The 14,656-nt window shown below is 54.6% G+C and carries 11 protein-coding genes; 2 read left to right on the top strand and 9 right to left on the bottom strand.

The window, feature by feature from the left end; all coding sequences use genetic code 11:
- Positions 1-26: 26 nt before the first annotated feature.
- A complete protein-coding gene (locus B5F38_RS03225) occupies positions 27-746 on the bottom strand; it encodes a dihydrodipicolinate reductase C-terminal domain-containing protein (RefSeq protein WP_087407890.1) in 720 nt (239 codons plus the stop codon).
- A 222-nt stretch (positions 747-968) separates the two neighbouring features.
- Between B5F38_RS03225 and B5F38_RS03220 the strand changes: the two genes are divergently transcribed.
- On the top strand, positions 969-2,252 hold the full coding sequence (locus B5F38_RS03220) for a DUF2851 family protein (RefSeq protein ID WP_087407889.1): 1,284 nt from the start codon (positions 969-971) through the stop codon (positions 2,250-2,252).
- Positions 2,253-2,362: 110 nt separating this feature from the next.
- Here B5F38_RS03220 and rbr read toward each other — a convergent pair whose 3' ends face one another.
- The 3 genes from rbr to nadB form a co-directional block, all read right to left on the bottom strand.
- Positions 2,363-2,941 (bottom strand): rubrerythrin, encoded by a 579-nt coding sequence (gene rbr, locus B5F38_RS03215; RefSeq protein ID WP_087407888.1) that lies wholly within the window; start codon positions 2,939-2,941, stop codon positions 2,363-2,365.
- Positions 2,942-3,101: 160 nt separating this feature from the next.
- Positions 3,102-5,240 (bottom strand): prolyl oligopeptidase family serine peptidase, encoded by a 2,139-nt coding sequence (locus B5F38_RS03210; RefSeq protein WP_087407887.1) that lies wholly within the window; start codon positions 5,238-5,240, stop codon positions 3,102-3,104.
- A gap of 157 nt (positions 5,241-5,397) precedes the next feature.
- Complete coding sequence (nadB, locus tag B5F38_RS03205; RefSeq protein ID WP_087407886.1) at positions 5,398-6,981, bottom strand: L-aspartate oxidase; 1,584 nt, start codon at positions 6,979-6,981, stop codon at positions 5,398-5,400.
- A gap of 321 nt (positions 6,982-7,302) precedes the next feature.
- Here nadB and B5F38_RS03200 point away from each other — a divergent pair, with 321 nt between their 5' ends.
- Positions 7,303-8,511, top strand: coding sequence for a glycosyltransferase family 1 protein (locus tag B5F38_RS03200; RefSeq protein WP_087407885.1), 1,209 nt, complete (start codon positions 7,303-7,305; stop codon positions 8,509-8,511).
- 27 nt (positions 8,512-8,538) lie between these two features.
- On the opposite strand, the gene B5F38_RS03195 is transcribed toward B5F38_RS03200, so the two are convergent.
- The 5 genes from B5F38_RS03195 to B5F38_RS03175 all read right to left on the bottom strand — a co-directional run bounded on the left by B5F38_RS03195 (position 8,539) and on the right by B5F38_RS03175 (position 14,490).
- On the bottom strand, positions 8,539-9,336 hold the full coding sequence (locus B5F38_RS03195) for a DUF5672 family protein (RefSeq protein WP_087407884.1): 798 nt from the start codon (positions 9,334-9,336) through the stop codon (positions 8,539-8,541).
- A complete protein-coding gene (locus B5F38_RS03190) occupies positions 9,333-10,463 on the bottom strand; it encodes a glycosyltransferase family 4 protein (RefSeq protein WP_087407883.1) in 1,131 nt (376 codons plus the stop codon). Before B5F38_RS03190 ends, B5F38_RS03195 begins: the two co-directional genes overlap by 4 nt.
- A gap of 9 nt (positions 10,464-10,472) precedes the next feature.
- On the bottom strand, positions 10,473-11,441 hold the full coding sequence (locus B5F38_RS03185; protein WP_087407882.1) for a glycosyltransferase family 2 protein: 969 nt from the start codon (positions 11,439-11,441) through the stop codon (positions 10,473-10,475).
- Positions 11,441-12,418 carry a glycosyltransferase family 2 protein gene (locus B5F38_RS03180; protein ID WP_087407881.1) on the bottom strand — a complete coding sequence of 326 codons (978 nt, stop codon included), beginning with the start codon at positions 12,416-12,418 and terminating at the stop codon, positions 11,441-11,443. Before B5F38_RS03180 ends, B5F38_RS03185 begins: the two co-directional genes overlap by 1 nt.
- A gap of 74 nt (positions 12,419-12,492) precedes the next feature.
- Positions 12,493-14,490: a glycosyltransferase gene (locus B5F38_RS03175; RefSeq protein ID WP_087407880.1), complete on the bottom strand. Its 1,998-nt coding sequence runs from the start codon at positions 14,488-14,490 to the stop codon at positions 12,493-12,495.
- Positions 14,491-14,656: the final 166 nt, after the last annotated feature.

Here is a 14,656-nt window from a genome sequence, read left to right as displayed (position 1 = left end):
GCGGTGTTTTGATCCATGACAGGGGATTATTTGAGGAACGAGAAGAGGTCTTGCATGGTGAGGAAACCTTTCTTGCCCACCGTAAACTCGGCGGCAACGACGGCTCCCAGGGCAAATCCTTTGCGGCTCTTGGCCTCGTGAGAGATGCGGATGGTATCGACCTCGCTGTCGTAGGTGATGATATGGGTGCCGGGCACCTCGCCTTCGCGACGGGCTACGACGGGAATGGCGTCGGCCGGGGCAGGCTGGGCCTCGGTCCACGAATGCTTCGAGTCGAGTTGGCCGATAATATCTTCGGCCAGCGTGATGGCGGTGCCGCTGGGGTGGTCGAGCTTGTGCACGTGGTGAATCTCTTCGAGGCTCACTTCGTATTGCGGGAAGTGGTTCATGATGCCGGCCAGGTATTTGTTCACGGCAAAGAAGATGTTCACGCCCAGGCTGAAGTTGGAGGCGTAGAAAAAGGTCTGACCCTTCTCGCAGGCCTCTTTCACTTCGGGCAGATGCTCGAGCCAGCCCGTCGTACCCGATACCACGGGAACACCGGCGGCAAAGGCCCGGCGGTAGTTGCCCAGTGCCACGGTGGGAGCGGTGAACTCGATGGCCACGTCGGCACTCTTGAACTGGGGTGAATCAAAATCGTCCTGGTTGTCTTTATCGATGCGACACACAATTTCGTGTCCGCGAGACAGAGCTATCTCTTCGATGGCATGTCCCATTTTTCCGTATCCAATAAGCGCTATTTTCATATCGAACTTCTGTTACAAAACATCTCGGTTTATACCGGTTTATTCAATAAGGTTCATTTAATTTGCATATATGCAGAGACAAAGATAGTAAAAGATAGAGAATGGTGAGCGCCGAGGCGAATAAAAACACCGTTTTCGGGAGTTATCTCTGTCGTTTTCTCCCTTTTTCCCGGGTAGGGGAATGGACGGAAAAGATGAAAAACACGCAAACAGCTTGCTCGTATGGAAAAACTCATGCAATATGTGTGGCAGCACCGGCTCTTCGACCCGTCGCGACTGACGACGGTCGACGGCCGCAAGGTGCGGGTAATCGACGTGGGGCGGTTGAATACCGACTCGGGCCCCGATTTTTTCAATGCCAAAATCGGGATAGACGGTTACGTCTGGGCCGGTAACGTGGAAATTCACCGGCGGGCTTCGGACTGGCGGCGGCACAACCATCACCTCGACCCGGCCTACGACTCGGTGGTGCTGCATGTGGTCGAGGTGGCCGATACCCCGGTCTACCGCACCGACGGTGAGGAGATTCCCACGCTGGTGCTGTCGTGTTCGCCCACGTTCCGGGCCGATTACGAATCGCTGGTGACCCATTCGCCCAGCCAGTCGTGTGCCCGGTACATCGGCGATTTCGACCCGGTGCTGCTGGCCGACTGGATTTCGTCGCTGGCCGTGGAGCGGTTACAGGCCAAGGCGCAGCGTCTGCACGACTGGCTCGAGCTCTATCGGGGCAGTTGGGAAGAGGTGTGCTATGTGGCGGTGTCGCGCAGCCTGGGATTCGGCATCAACGGCGACGCCTTCGAGCGGTTGGCCCGCAGTCTGCCGCTGCGTTTCATGCAGAAGCATGCCGACTCGCTGGCACAGGTCGAGGCCTTCCTCTTCGGGCAGGCGGGACTGTTGGTAGAGGGGGAGCATGCGGGCGACGACTACTATACACGGTTGACGGGCGAGTATGCCTTTTTGCGAAACAAGTTCGGGCTCACGCCCATCAATCCCGACAGCTGGAAGTTCTTCAGGCTGCGGCCGGCCAACTTTCCCCACCGGCGCATTGCCATGCTGGCCCAGTATATACACCGGGGATTCAACCTCTTTTCGCGCATCTGCGAGGCCGACAGCGACGAGGCGCTGCGGGCTATCTTCAAGGTCGAGCTGTCGGGTTATTGGACTACACACTACCTCTTCGGGCATGCCTCGCCCGAGTCGAGTGCGGTGCTGGGCGAGAGTGCGATCGACATCGTGCTCATCAACGCCGTGGCCCCGCTGCTCTATGCCTGTGGGGTATCGACCGGTAACGAGGCGATGACCGACCGGGCCCTGGCGTTGCTCGAGTCGTTGCGTCCCGAGAAGAACTCGATTGTGCGCCGTTTCGCCTCAATGGGGGTGGGGGTCAACAGTGCGCTCGAGAGCCAGGCCGTGATACAGCTGAACAACGAATATTGCCAGGCACACAAGTGTCTCTATTGCCGCATCGGGCACAAGTTGCTCGCCCGCTCGGCCATGAAGCCGTAGGCGAGGGGGACTCGGGTAACGGCTTGAGGGGCTACAAAAAAGAGACCCGTGGCGGCGACGGGGAGTCGCAAACCACGGGCTGGGTCGTATGAAAAGATAGATAGTTTTGTTCAATAGTTTTCGCGGGCGGGCTCGAAGAAGGCGCGCGGTTCGAGACAGGCCGGGCATCGGGCGGGGGCCACGGTACCTTCGTAGATGTAGCCGCAGTTGCGGCATTGCCAGCGAATAGGAGTCTCGCGTTTGAAGAGGGTGTCGTCGTGGAGCCGTTCGAGCAGTTTGCGGTAGCGCCACTCGTGGAAGTTCTCGACCTGGGCGACCATCTTGAAGGCCGTGGCCACATCCTTGAATCCTTCGTCGGCAGCTACCTGTCCGAAGTTGTTGTAGAGGTCGCTCCATTCGAGGCGTTCACCTTCGGCAGCCTCGAGCAGATTTTCGGCCGTGGTGCCTACGCGTCCGGCCGGATACTCGGCGGTGATGGAGACCATGCCCCCTTGCAGGAAATTGAAGAAGCGGGTGGCGTGGGCCAGCTCCTGTTCGGCCGTTTCGGCAAAGACGGCTCTGATTTGTTCATATCCTTCCTCCTGCGCCTTCCGGGCAAAGAGGGTGTAGCGGTTACGGGCCTGCGACTCGCCGGCAAAGGCTTTGAGCAGGTTCTGTTCGGTCTGGGTTCCTTGAATCGATTTCATCATGGCAGATTGCTTTTTGTATGGTAAGAACAACCGGGGAGAGAAATGGTTCGGGAAAGTAGGGGTAGAGTTGGCTATAAATTTGTTTCGGGGGTGTGTGGAAATGAAAAAGAGTTCGTCCCCAACCGGGGGCGAACTCTTTTCTCAGGAGGGAATATCTGCTTTATTTCTTCTGATTGACAGGAATATAGGGAGTATTTGTATTCTGGAACAGGAAGGCGTAGCAGTCGGTAGCCTCGTCGATACGTTTCGAGGTAGGCTTGCCGGCACCGTGCCCGGCGTTGGTTTCGATGCGTATGAGTATGGGGGCGTTGCCCGACTGGGCATATTGCATCTGAGCCGCAAACTTGAACGAGTGGGCCGGCACTACCCGGTCGTCGTGGTCGGCCGTGGTGATGAGGGTGGCGGGGTACTTCTCGCCCTTCTTGATGTTGTGCAGCGGCGAATATTTGTAGAGGTATTCAAACTGCTCCTGGTTGTCGCTCGAGCCATACTCGACTACCCAACCCCAACCGATGGTGAACTTGTGGTAGCGGAGCATGTCCATAACGCCCACGCTGGGCAGACACACGGCAAAGAGGTCGGGCCGCTGAACCTCGCAGGCACCTACCAGCAGACCGCCGTTCGAGCCGCCGGCAATGGCCAGTTTTTTCGACGAGGTGTATCGGTTGTCTATCAGGTATTGGGCTGCCGAGATGAAGTCGTCGAATACGTTCTGCTTGTTCTCGAGCATGCCGGCCCGGTGCCATTTCTCGCCATATTCGAGTCCGCCGCGCAGCGTGACGAAGACATACACGCCGCCCTGCTCCATGAACATGATCGACGAAGGGCTGAAAGAGGGGGTGAGGTTAATCTGGAAACCGCCGTAACCGTAGAGGTAGCAGGGGTTGTTGCCGTTGAGCTTCATCCCTTTCTTGTGCGAGACAAACATGGGCACGCGTGTGCCGTCCTTGCTGGTGAAGAATATCTGTTCGGTGGTGAAGTCGTCGGGGTTGAAGGCCACTTCGGGACGGAAGTAGAGGGTAGACTTGCCGCTCTCGAGATTGAACGAGTAGATGGTGGCCGGGGCCGTGAAGGTGGTAATCGAGTAGTAGAGTTCGGTATCCTCCTTTTCGCCGTTGAAGCCTTCGACTGTGCCTATACCCGGCAGTTCTATTTCGCGGATGAGCTTGCCGTCCAGACCGTATTGATAGGCCTTGTTTTGCGCATCCTCGAGGTAGATGGCCATCAGGCAGCCACCGGCCGAGCTGACACTCTCGAGCAGATTCTCCTTTTCGGCGATGACTACCTGGCGTTTTGTGGGGTCGTTGAGGTCGATTTTGATGAGGTGGTAGTTCTCGGCCCCTTCGTTGCTCATGACGTAGAGCTGGTCGTCCTGGCACTCGACGGGGCTGTAATCGTAGTCGAAGCCCTTGAGCAGAACCTGGAAGGAGGAGTCGCCCTTGCGTTTGTAGAGAATCTCGCTACCCGATGTACCCTCGGACGAAAGGACGAATACCCAGCGGCTGTCGTCGCTCTCCCAGGCCGAGAAGTATCGCAGCGGATGCTGGGGGTCGGTATAGACGAGGCGGTCGGCGCTTTGGGGAGTGCCTACTTGGTGATAATAGACCTTTTGATATTCGTTCTTGGAGGTAAACACGCCCTCTTTGGGTTCGTCGTATCGGCTGTAATAGAAGCCTTTGCTGTCGGGGCTCCAGGTGGCTCCCGAGAATTTGGCCCACTCGATGCAGTCGTCGAGCAGACGTTTACCCTCGGTCTCCATGACGTGTATCTCGACCCAGTCCGAGCCCGATGCAGCCGTAGCGAAGGCAAAGTATTTGCCGTCTTTCGAGAACGAGGTGGAAGCCAAGGCTACCGTTCCGTCGTCGGAGAGTTGGTTGGGGTCGAGGAATACCTCGGCTTCGGCTTCGGGGTTGGCCTGCCGGTAGATGATGTCTTGATTTTGCAAACCGTCGTTGCGCGAGAAGTAAAGCCAGTCGCCCTTTTTCGTGGGGGCACTCTCTTTGGGGTAGTTCCACAGCTCGGTCAGTCGCTCTTTGATGGCCTGGCGGAAGGGAATCTTCGACAGGTAGTCGAAGGTCACTTCGTTTTCGGCTTTTACCCAGGCGGCCGTCGCTTCGGAGCGGTCGTCCTCGAGCCAGCGGTACGGGTCGGCCACCTCGGTGCCGAAGTAGTTGTCGGTCACGTTGCCGCGCTCGGTTTCGGGGTAGGGCAGATGTTCTATTTTCTTCACTTGATTACAATTTGAAAAGGTTGTCATCGCTATTGTCGCTATGGCAACGGGGATGATACGATTTTTCATAACAATATATTGGTTTTTTAGTTCTATTTTTCCCGGGCGGCATGGTGCATGCTATCGACAACAAGGGGCTGTGGGAAAAACGAATCATTTCTACACAGCCCCGTTGATATAAGCAATGCGGTACTACGCGTGGGTCGACAGTCGTGTTTTCGACCGGTTACTTGTGCGGTGTGGTGTCGGGGTGCGGGTAGTCGATGGTGTAGTGCAACCCTCGGCTCTCCTTGCGGTCCATGGCCTGACGCATCACCAGATAACCGGTGTTGATCATGTTGCGCAGCTCGCAAATCTCTTTCGAAGCCTTGCTGCGCTTGAAGAGGCTTTCGGTCTCTTCGTAGAGGATGTCGAGACGGTCCCAGGCCCGTTTGAGGCGCAGGTTGGAGCGGACGATACCTACATAGGTACTCATGATCTGGCCCACCTCCTTGACACTTTGGGTGATGAGCACCATCTCTTCGGGCTCTACGGTCCCCTCGTCGTTCCACTCGGGGATATTCTCTTGGTAGGAGTAGTTGTCGATGACCTTGAGGCTGTGTTTGGCAGCCGCATCGGCGTAGACTACGGCCTCGATGAGCGAGTTGGATGCCAGCCGGTTACCGCCGTGCAGGCCGGTGCAGGAGCACTCGCCCACGGCATAGAGGCGGTTGATCGACGAGCGGGCGTCGAGGTCGACCTTGATACCGCCGCACAGGTAGTGGGCGGCCGGGGCTACGGGTATGTAGTCGCGGGTGATGTCGATGCCCAGGCTCTTGCACTTCTCGTAGATGTTGGGGAAGTGTTTCTTGGTCTCTTCGGGGTCTTTGTGAGTGACGTCGAGGTAGACGTGGTCGTCGCCCCGGTTTTTCATCTCGTTGTCGATGGCCCGGGCCACAATATCGCGGGGAGCCAGCGACAGGCGCGGGTCGTACTTCTGCATGAACTCCTTACCGTCGAGCGTACGCAACACGGCACCGTAGCCGCGCATGGCCTCGGTGATGAGGAACGAGGGGCGGTCGCCGGGATGGTAGAGAGCCGTGGGGTGGAACTGGATAAACTCCATGTCCTTGACGGTACCTTTGGCCCGGTATACCATGGCGATTCCGTCGCCGGTAGCCACGAGCGGGTTGGTGGTGGTTTGGTAGATGGCACCCACGCCGCCGGTGGCCATGAGGGTCACTTTGGAAAGGAAGGTCTCTACCTTGCCGGTATTGAGGTCGAGTACATAGGCACCGTAGCACTCGATGTCGGGCGTCTGTCGGGTGACGGTAACTCCCAGATGGTGCTGGGTGATGATTTCGATGGCGAAATGTTTCTCAAAGATGGTGATGTTGGGGTGTTGTCTGACGGCCTTGATGAGGCTGTCCTGGATTTCGGCACCGGTGTTGTCCTTGTGATGGAGGATGCGGAACTCGGAGTGACCGCCTTCGCGGTGCAGGTCGAATTCGCCTTTTTCGTTTTTATCGAAGTCTACACCCCATTTGATGAGCTCCTTGATTTGTGAGGGTGCCTCGCGCACGACCTTCTCGACAGCGGCGCGGTCGCTGAGCCAGTCGCCGGCTATCATGGTGTCTTCGATATGTTTTTCGAAGTTGTCGGCCAATGTGTTTGTTACCGAAGCTACGCCTCCTTGAGCGAAATAGGTGTTGGCCTCTTCCAATTCGGTTTTGCAAATGAGGGCTACTTTTCCTTTGTGAGCCACTTTGAGGGCAAAACTCATTCCGGCAATACCGGAACCGATGACTAAAAAGTCGAATTTGTGTACCATCTCTCTTTCTTTTTGCGGGAAATACGGGGGATATACCGTATTTTTATTTGCACAAAGATAAAAATAATTGCAACAAAATGTACCTTTGTGCCCGGATTCTGTGTAGAATAGTTGTCGCCGGGCAAAGTCGCTTGTCGAGATAGATGAAAAAAACAGGAAATGGCAATAGGGGAAACGTATCTCTATAATGTTTTAAAAATGAGAAATTTATTTTGCCTGTTCGAGAAATGGAAGAAAAACCTAAAATTTTTTGAGAGGCATGCAGCAAAATAGGTGTAGAATACATCTATTCTTATGTAAACCGTAAATTGAGATTTAAGGATGATTATAGGATTCGATGCAAAAAGGGCTAACGCCAATTTTACCGGATTGGGCAATTACAGCCGATTCATGGTAGATACGATGGCTACGTACGGCAACGAGCACAAGTACCGTATGTATATACCCAAAAGATGCAAGAATGCCTCGTATGATTCCCTGTTGAAGCACAAGAATGTGGCTTCGATTTTGCCCCGCACTTTCTTGATGAAAAGTTGCAAGGCCTTGTGGCGTACCTTCTTTATCAAACGGGGGTTACTGCAAGACGGTGTACAGCTGTATCATGGATTGAGCAACGAACTTCCCATGGGGCTCCATCGCACGGGTATTCGCAGTGTGGTGACCATTCACGATCTGATATTCCTGCGCTATCCCCAATATTATCACTGGTTGGATAGAAAAATCTATAACTACAAGTTCAGGTATGCGTGCCGCAAGGCCAACCGCATTGTGGCGGTGAGCGAGTGTACCAAGCGCGACATCGTGAAGTTTTACGGCATCTCGCCCGACAAGATCGATGTGGTTTATCAGGGTTGCGACCCTGTTTTTGCCAAGCCGGTAGCAGCCGGTGAGAAGGAGCGTGTGCGTCAGGCCTACGGGCTGCCCGACCACTTTATCTTGAGTGTGGGCACTATCGAGGAGCGTAAAAACCTGCTGCTGGCCGTGAAGGCTATCGAGCGGTTGGGCGATGTGCATCTGGTGGCCGTGGGCAAATGCACCCCTTACGCCGAGAAGGTGAAGGCCTATGTCGAGGCTCATGGGTTGAGCAATCGGGTACACATTATTCATAATCTGAAGTTCGGCGATCTGCCCGTACTGTATCATCTGGCTACGGCGTTTGTCTATCCGTCGCGGTTCGAAGGGTTCGGCATTCCCATTGTCGAGGCTCTCTCGGCCGGTGTGCCGGTAATAGCCGCCACGGGGTCGTGCCTCGAAGAGGCCGGCGGACCTCACTCGATTTATGTAGGTCCCGACGATGTGGCCGGTATGACCGATGCCATGAAGCGGGTGATGAGCGACGAGAAACTGCGCCACGAAATGATCGAGCAGGGCAAGGCGTATGTCGTGCGGTTCGACCCGAAACGGTTGGCCGACGAGATGAATGCCGTGTATCTGAAATGTTTCGACGACAATGCTTCGGGCGAGGAACGTTTTGTGCAGACTTCGTCGAACATGCGGAAGAAAATATCGCGATACCTTCCTTTCCTGTAAGCGAGGGGAGGGTTAGAGACGGTGCGATTAGCCGTGTCTAAGTGTTTGGATATGTTGTTCCCAAAAGGGCAACATATTTTTTTTGCTCCAGCCGTGACACCCGAAGGGCAACCGGTGGCCGTTGAGTTCGTAGCAGACGGCCGGGTTCTTGTCGAACGAGAATTGGAGCGCCTCTTGCCAGTGGGGTATCTTCAGCCGCTCTTGGTCGCGGTTGGCTTCGAGACTCCAGAAAATATCTTCGTTGTAGAAATCGACCCCGGGATGGCTCAAATAACGGGCTACTTGCGGTTCCATGTCGCGAGCGGTGCGGGCAAAGAGGGCGATGCGCCGCAACGACAGGCCGCCGTTGCCCACCCGATAGTAGAGCTGGCTGTAGTCCGAAGCCCCCGACACCCGGTTGAGAGCCCGTTTCAGGCGATTGAAGAGGCGATAGTAGAGCCGGCCGTATTTGGGTTTGGGTATCCAGGGAGCCCCTATATAGTCGTAGCCGCGGGCACACCAGTCGTCGAGGTTGTCGGCGAAGACCCAGGCATCGGGCTGATAGATGAGCATGTATTCCCACTGCTCGAAAGCCTCGTAGAACTCGGGCGACATCATGAGTCGGTTGTAGGCGGCGATGCCCAGGAAACAGGTATCGGGGAAGTCGACGACGTAGTCGGTCCGATAGCGGTCGGCGAGGGGTGTCAAATCGAGCGACTGGGGTTTCACGAAACATATATCGTGTGTGGCGAGCACCCGGAAACACTGGTCTAAAGCCGCCAGTTCGAGGTCGGATAATCGTGTTGTGTAGATGGGAATGACGATGATTACCGAGGGCTTGTTCATGACTTTGCAGGATTGATGATAGCAGTAAAATCTTGGGCGAATGAATGGACCGAGAAGCGGTTCTCGACCGAATCCAGTGCATTCTGTTTCAAGGTAGAGAGGTCTTGCCGGCGTAGCAAGATGATTTTGCGGGCCAGGTCATGGGCATCGTCGCGGTTGTAGAGAAAACCGTTGTATCCCTCCCGAATCAGTTCCCGGCCGAAAGGTTTGTCGGGAACAACGACGGGCAGCCCGCATTTGAGTCCCTCAACGATTACCCGGCCGAAACATTCAAAACCCGAGCATACCAGGGCGGCGTCGGCCTGTATGAGGTAGTCGTGGGGGTGAATGGTGTGCTCGACAATCGAGACATTCGATTCCAGTTTGTAGGCAATGACGCTTTCCTTGATTTCCTGAGCATATCGGCTGTGGTTGCCGCCGATGAGCAGCAGGTGTGTGTCGGGGTACTCTTTCACGACCTCGCGAAAGGCCTCGATGGCGATATGTTGTCCCTTGTTGGGCTCGAAATTGGCCAGCATGCCTATGGTGAAGGGCTGGTCGACCCGGGGACGTGCGGGGGGCACGATGTCGACCGACTGGTACACGACCTCTATTTTCCCGGCTTCGGGGAAATGGGCTTTGTAATATTCGCCTACGAAATCGGAGGGGACGATGATTTTCTGCGACAGGGCACCGACTTGTTTGAGGCTTTTCCCTTCGTTGAAAAGGTAGACCAGATTGCGTGCCAACGGGGGAATTTCGTGTATGAACCAATAGTGTGTGATGTTCTCTTCCCGTGCTGCCCAGGCACCGATGGGGGTCGCCAGGGTGTTGGTGATAGCTATGTCGGGGGCGACGGTGCGGAGGTAATTGCGGGTTTGGCGTATGGCATTACGCTTCTGTATGTTGAAGAGAAGCCGCTTGCGCCAGCCGTTCTTTTTGGGACGAACCAGCCACCAGGGTTGTCGTATGAAGGCATACCCCGACAGGTAGGGACGAGACATTTCCCATAATTCGTCTTGTCCCGGGAAGACCACATAGATTTCCCACGACTCGTGGGCTTGCTTTATTCCTTTGATGAGGTCGAGCAAGCAGCGTTCGGCGCCGCCGTTGGCGCGTTTTCCATGCGAAAAGAAGAGAATCTTCATGGTTTGTGTCTATTTTATTTTCCGGGTGAAGAGATAATACCGAGCCATCAGCTTGCCCCAAAATTCGCTGCGGGCATAGGCTTTCAGCAGTTTGCGATAATGGCGGGCGGGGCGCTGGTGCAGCAGCCCCGGGAATTGTTTCTCGATTTCCATGGCTCGCAGGGCCAGGCGTCGGGCCTCGCCGAACCAGCGTTTGCTCAACAACAGGACGATGGCTCCCAATTCGACATTGGCAAGAGCTTTTTCTACTTGTCGATAGGTAGGCTTGTCGGCATAGAAACGCCGTTGCAGTTGAGGATACAGTTCGATGTCACGAGCCTTTTTTTCGGAGAACCCGCTCAGGGTGGCCGAGCCGCTGTGAATGACATAGTGCAACAGCGGGTGTGACTCGAGTACCACGATTTTGCGGGCAAAGTAGGTCAGTTGCGAGGCCAGATAGGCGTCCTCGCCATAGCTCAATCCTTTTTCGACATGTACCCCGGCGTATAGCGACCGCTTGTGCAGGAACGACCACACGGCCCAATAGTTGCGGCAAAAGGCCAGGGAGTAGAAAAACGATACCGAATCGTAGGTTCCCGGTGTAGGGTTGGAGGCTTTCTTGCGGTTTTCACTTTCGAGCCAAAAGGGGAGTACTACCATATCGGCCTGTTCGTCGACAGCTTTCCGGTAGAGCAGTTCGATGGCATCGGGTTCGAGGAAGTCGTCGCCATCGAGATATTGTATGTATTCTCCCCGGGCAGCCTCCACACCGTGTTTGCGGGCATAGGCTACTCCCTCGTTGGGTCGGTCGATGATTACGATGCGGGGGTCTTGTCGGGCAAACCGGGCGACAATCTGGGGCGAGTCGTCGGTACTGCCGTCGTTGACAACAACGATTTCCAGGTCGGTAAAAGTTTGACCGACAACCGACTGCAAACAGGTTTCGAGCTGTTTGCCCACGTTGTAAACCGGAATGACGACAGAGACTCGGGGTGCCATTACTTGATTTTCTTTTTGCAAATATAATACTGGGCATACAATCTTCCTAATATCGGGCTATGGGCATAGAGGGTGAAGAGCTTGCGGAAGGCCCGTATCTGGGGTATGCTTTTGAGGTCGGGGTACTGCCGCAAGATGGCGAGCGACTCCCGGCTCAACCGGTGGGCATCTTTGAACCATCGCTTGCTCAACAGGGTGTTATAGGCCTGTATGCGGATAGCCCCGAGCTCTTTTTGCAGCAAGTTGTATTCGGGTTTATCTTTGAAAAAGTCGTTTACCAGGTCGGGATAGAGCAATATATCCCGGGCTTTTTGCTCGCTGAACCTGCTGTTGGTGATGGAGCTATTCCGTATGATATAGTGCATGAGAGGCTTGCCTTTGATGACAGCTATACGTGAGGAGTAGTAGGTTAATTGTGTGGTGAGGTAAACATCTTCGCCGTAGCTTAGCCCTTTGCAAAAGGTGACATGGTCATACAGGTTGCGCTTGTGCAGGTAGCTGAATACCGACCAATGGGCTCGGGTGAAAGCAATTTCGGAGAAGTATTCCAGTCCGGTGTAGCTTTCGCGACCCGGCACGAGCGAGTGCTGCGACTGGCCGGTCTCGGGATAGTCGATTACGAAAGGCGCTATAGTCATGTCGGCATCAGTTTCCCGGGCTTGGGCATATATCAGCTCGATAGCATCGGGTTCGAGGTAATCGTCGCCGTCGAGGTGGTAGATATAGGTGCCCCGGGCAGCCTCTACACCCGATTTGCGGGCATAGGCGAGCCCTTCGTTCGACTTGTCGATGACCACGATGCGTGAATCCTGTCGGGCAAATCGGGCAATGATCTGGGGCGAGTCGTCGGTACTGCCGTCGTTGACGACAACGATTTCCAGGTCGGTAAAGGTTTGCTCCACGACCGAGGAGAGGCATTTTTCGAGGTATTTGCCTACGTTGTAAACGGGAATGATGACCGATACTTGGGGTGTCATGCTCTTGTCGTTTTTTCTTTTTTGTAAAAGTAGTGATTATACGGCAATAGGCTCGTGGGTTGGCAAAGAGATTTTTATTTGCGGGCTTCGCGACGGATAAGTTCGCGGGTGTTGCGTATGAAGTCGGGCACGTTGTGTACCTGTTTTACATATTCATACCCGGCAATCGAGAGAGCCTGCCGCTTCTCTTCGTTCTCCATGAGGGAGCGAATGGCCTCGACGAAAAGGTCGATTTTGTCGAATCCGTCGCCCAGCACGGGGCCGGTATAGACCCCGAATTTCTCGGTGAGCTCCTCGGGATTCTGGCAGCTCACCAGCAGGGTTCCGCAGGCGAGTGCTTCGAGGAAGGTCACGGGCAGAGCTTCGTGTATGGAGGTGTTGACAAGAATTTTGGCTTCTTTGATATAGTTGAATTTTTCTTCTCCCTCGACATGTCCCGTGAAATGCAGGTTTTTGATTCCCGACCGGTATTGCGCCATGACCGAGTCGTTCTGTGCTTTTTCGCGGAAGGATTGCCCCAGCATGTAGAACTCGTACTCGGGCATGCGTTTGGCTATCTCGCAGAAGAGCCAGCCTCGCTTTACCGACTCGATGCGGCCGATGAAGATGATGTGGTTTTTCTTGGGGAAATTCTTCACGTCGAATTGTGGGTCGATATCTACCGGGTTGGGCAGATAGGCGATGGGGGTCTCGGGCGAGAGTCGGTAGAGGCAACGTGCCTTCTCGATGAGGAACCGGCCCTGGGTAACGAAGGTGACACGCCCCTCGGTGTAGAGGCGGTGTACGAGTTCGTAGACCTCGGTGTTCCAGTAGCACGACTCGGGGAAAAGTTTGACGGTTTGTATTTCGAGCCAGTCCTTCCAGGGCCTCGGGTCTTGTACCCACAAAAGCAGCCGCTTGTTGGGGTTGGGTTCGTATTTGAGGAACGAGCTGGTGAGCTCGATGGAGAAGTAGAGGTCGTAGTTCTTTCTCTTCAGCCAGGCAGCGGCATATTTCCGTCCGGGCAGCACATATACGTCGACGTTGTCTACCCGGGTTTTGGTCGCTTTTTTCTTTTTCCGCTGGTAGTCGAGCCGTAGCAATACGTCGATTTGTATATCGTCGCAAGGTATATATTTGGCTATATAGTGTCGTGCCAGAAAACCGTATCCGCCGAATGCCGTTCCGGCACCGCCGAAAAACTCGTCGATGAGCAGGGCCACGCGTATGGGGCGAGACGACTCTTTCGGTTTGCGGGAAAAGAGGTGGGTCAGTCGTTTCAACATGGAGTCTTTTTTTAGCGTATCGTTATAAGGTGTTTTTTTCAGATAGTCGAAATACAGGTGTTTCAAGGGGTTGGCACAGACCTCGCCGCACCAGGGCTTGCGTTCGCCGGTATAGTGAATGATGGTGGCTTCGGCCCGTTGGTCGGGGTGTTTGAAGGCGTTTTCGGTCGTGAAGTTGAACTTCTCGGGCAGTGCTTTGATTTTGCCCCGGCACACGAGATTGATGATGTCCTGGTCTTGGAATTTTATTTTGTAGGGCGGTTGTGCCGTAGCCTGTGACAAGAGTAGGCCGGTGTGTTCCGCTCTCATTTTTTTCAAGTTGAGCAGGAGTACTCCGGCGTTGATATAGAGCTCGTCGAGCGACATGCCTATCTCGGGTTTGTAGTAGATGTTCTCAATCCACAAATCGGGGACCCCGGCACAGATATAGTCGGTTATATCGGTCTGCCACAAGGCTTTGAGCGGGCCGTTTACCACCAGGTCGCAGTCGAGATAGAGGGCTTTGTCGAGTTGGGGAAACCACTCGGCGATGGCATACCGGTAGTAGGTTTGCAGGGTGATGTACCCGATGTTGAGGTTGAAGTTGCGGAAGTCGGTATCGTCGACGATGTGGAAATGTATCGTGTGGTGGCTGTATCGTTGCCCGAGCGACGAGAGTTTCTGCCGGTTCTCGGGCGAGATATAGTCCGAGAGGAGGTAGATGTCGAAGAAGTCGTCGGGGTTGTTCTCCAGGAGGGAAACTATTGTCGTGCAACAGTGCCGACAGTAGGTGTCGTTCAAGGCGAAAAACAGGTGAATGTGTTCCATTTCGGGGTGACTTGGTTATTTTTTTCGATATAAAACGGCGATTGGTCGAAATAATATGTAAGAAAAAAATCGCTGCTTTATCTTTGACAAAGATAATATTTATAAATGTGCCTGTAAAGAAAGACCCGAAAAATTAGGCTGTTGAGAGTCTGTTTTCATGGGTTTC

The organism is Barnesiella sp. An22, assembly GCF_002159975.1.
Classification (GTDB): Bacteria; Bacteroidota; Bacteroidia; order Bacteroidales; family Barnesiellaceae; genus Barnesiella; species Barnesiella merdigallinarum.
This window is presented reverse-complemented; position numbering and strand designations above follow the sequence as displayed.

Excerpts from the sequence above, each read along its gene's own strand:
- B5F38_RS03225 (WP_087407890.1), bottom strand. The coding sequence starts at position 746 with ATGAAAATAGCGCTTATTGGATACGGAAAAATGGGACATGCCATCGAA.
- B5F38_RS03220 (WP_087407889.1), top strand. The coding sequence starts at position 969 with ATGGAAAAACTCATGCAATATGTGTGGCAGCACCGGCTCTTCGACCCG.
- rbr (WP_087407888.1), bottom strand. The coding sequence starts at position 2,941 with ATGATGAAATCGATTCAAGGAACCCAGACCGAACAGAACCTGCTCAAA.
- B5F38_RS03210 (WP_087407887.1), bottom strand. The coding sequence starts at position 5,240 with ATGAAAAATCGTATCATCCCCGTTGCCATAGCGACAATAGCGATGACA.
- nadB (WP_087407886.1), bottom strand. The coding sequence starts at position 6,981 with ATGGTACACAAATTCGACTTTTTAGTCATCGGTTCCGGTATTGCCGGA.
- B5F38_RS03200 (WP_087407885.1), top strand. The coding sequence starts at position 7,303 with ATGATTATAGGATTCGATGCAAAAAGGGCTAACGCCAATTTTACCGGA.
- B5F38_RS03195 (WP_087407884.1), bottom strand. The coding sequence starts at position 9,336 with ATGAACAAGCCCTCGGTAATCATCGTCATTCCCATCTACACAACACGA.
- B5F38_RS03190 (WP_087407883.1), bottom strand. The coding sequence starts at position 10,463 with ATGAAGATTCTCTTCTTTTCGCATGGAAAACGCGCCAACGGCGGCGCC.
- B5F38_RS03185 (WP_087407882.1), bottom strand. The coding sequence starts at position 11,441 with ATGGCACCCCGAGTCTCTGTCGTCATTCCGGTTTACAACGTGGGCAAA.
- B5F38_RS03180 (WP_087407881.1), bottom strand. The coding sequence starts at position 12,418 with ATGACACCCCAAGTATCGGTCATCATTCCCGTTTACAACGTAGGCAAA.
- B5F38_RS03175 (WP_087407880.1), bottom strand. The coding sequence starts at position 14,490 with ATGGAACACATTCACCTGTTTTTCGCCTTGAACGACACCTACTGTCGG.